Origin of the sequence: Mesorhizobium sp. M1A.T.Ca.IN.004.03.1.1 (assembly GCF_003997555.1) — a bacterium.
Classification (GTDB): Bacteria; Pseudomonadota; Alphaproteobacteria; order Rhizobiales; family Rhizobiaceae; genus Mesorhizobium.
The window spans coordinates 1-242 of record NZ_RZTV01000954.1 but is presented as its reverse complement, the minus strand read 5'-3'; the positions used below and the strand labels follow the sequence as shown (position 1 = coordinate 242).

1 protein-coding gene is annotated in these 242 nt (G+C 66.1%); it reads left to right on the top strand.

What is annotated here, in order from left to right; all coding sequences use genetic code 11:
* On the top strand, positions 1-242 hold a 242-nt coding region (locus EOD29_RS34495; RefSeq protein WP_245475528.1), incomplete at both ends, for a glutamate--tRNA ligase family protein.

The following is a 242-nucleotide window of genomic DNA, read 5'->3' as shown; positions in this document are numbered from 1 at the left end:
AGGAAGGCCCCGATATCGGCGGTCCCTACGGCCCTTATCGCCAGTCCGACCGCAAGCCGATGTACCAGCCCTATGCACAGGAGCTGCTGGACAATGGCCATGCCTTCCGCTGTTTCTGCACGCCTGCGCGGCTGGAGCAGATGCGCGAGGCGCAGCGCGCCGACGGCAAGCCGCCGAAATACGACGGTCTCTGCCTGAACCTCACGGCCGAAGAAGTCACCTCGCGCATGGCGGCCGGCGAA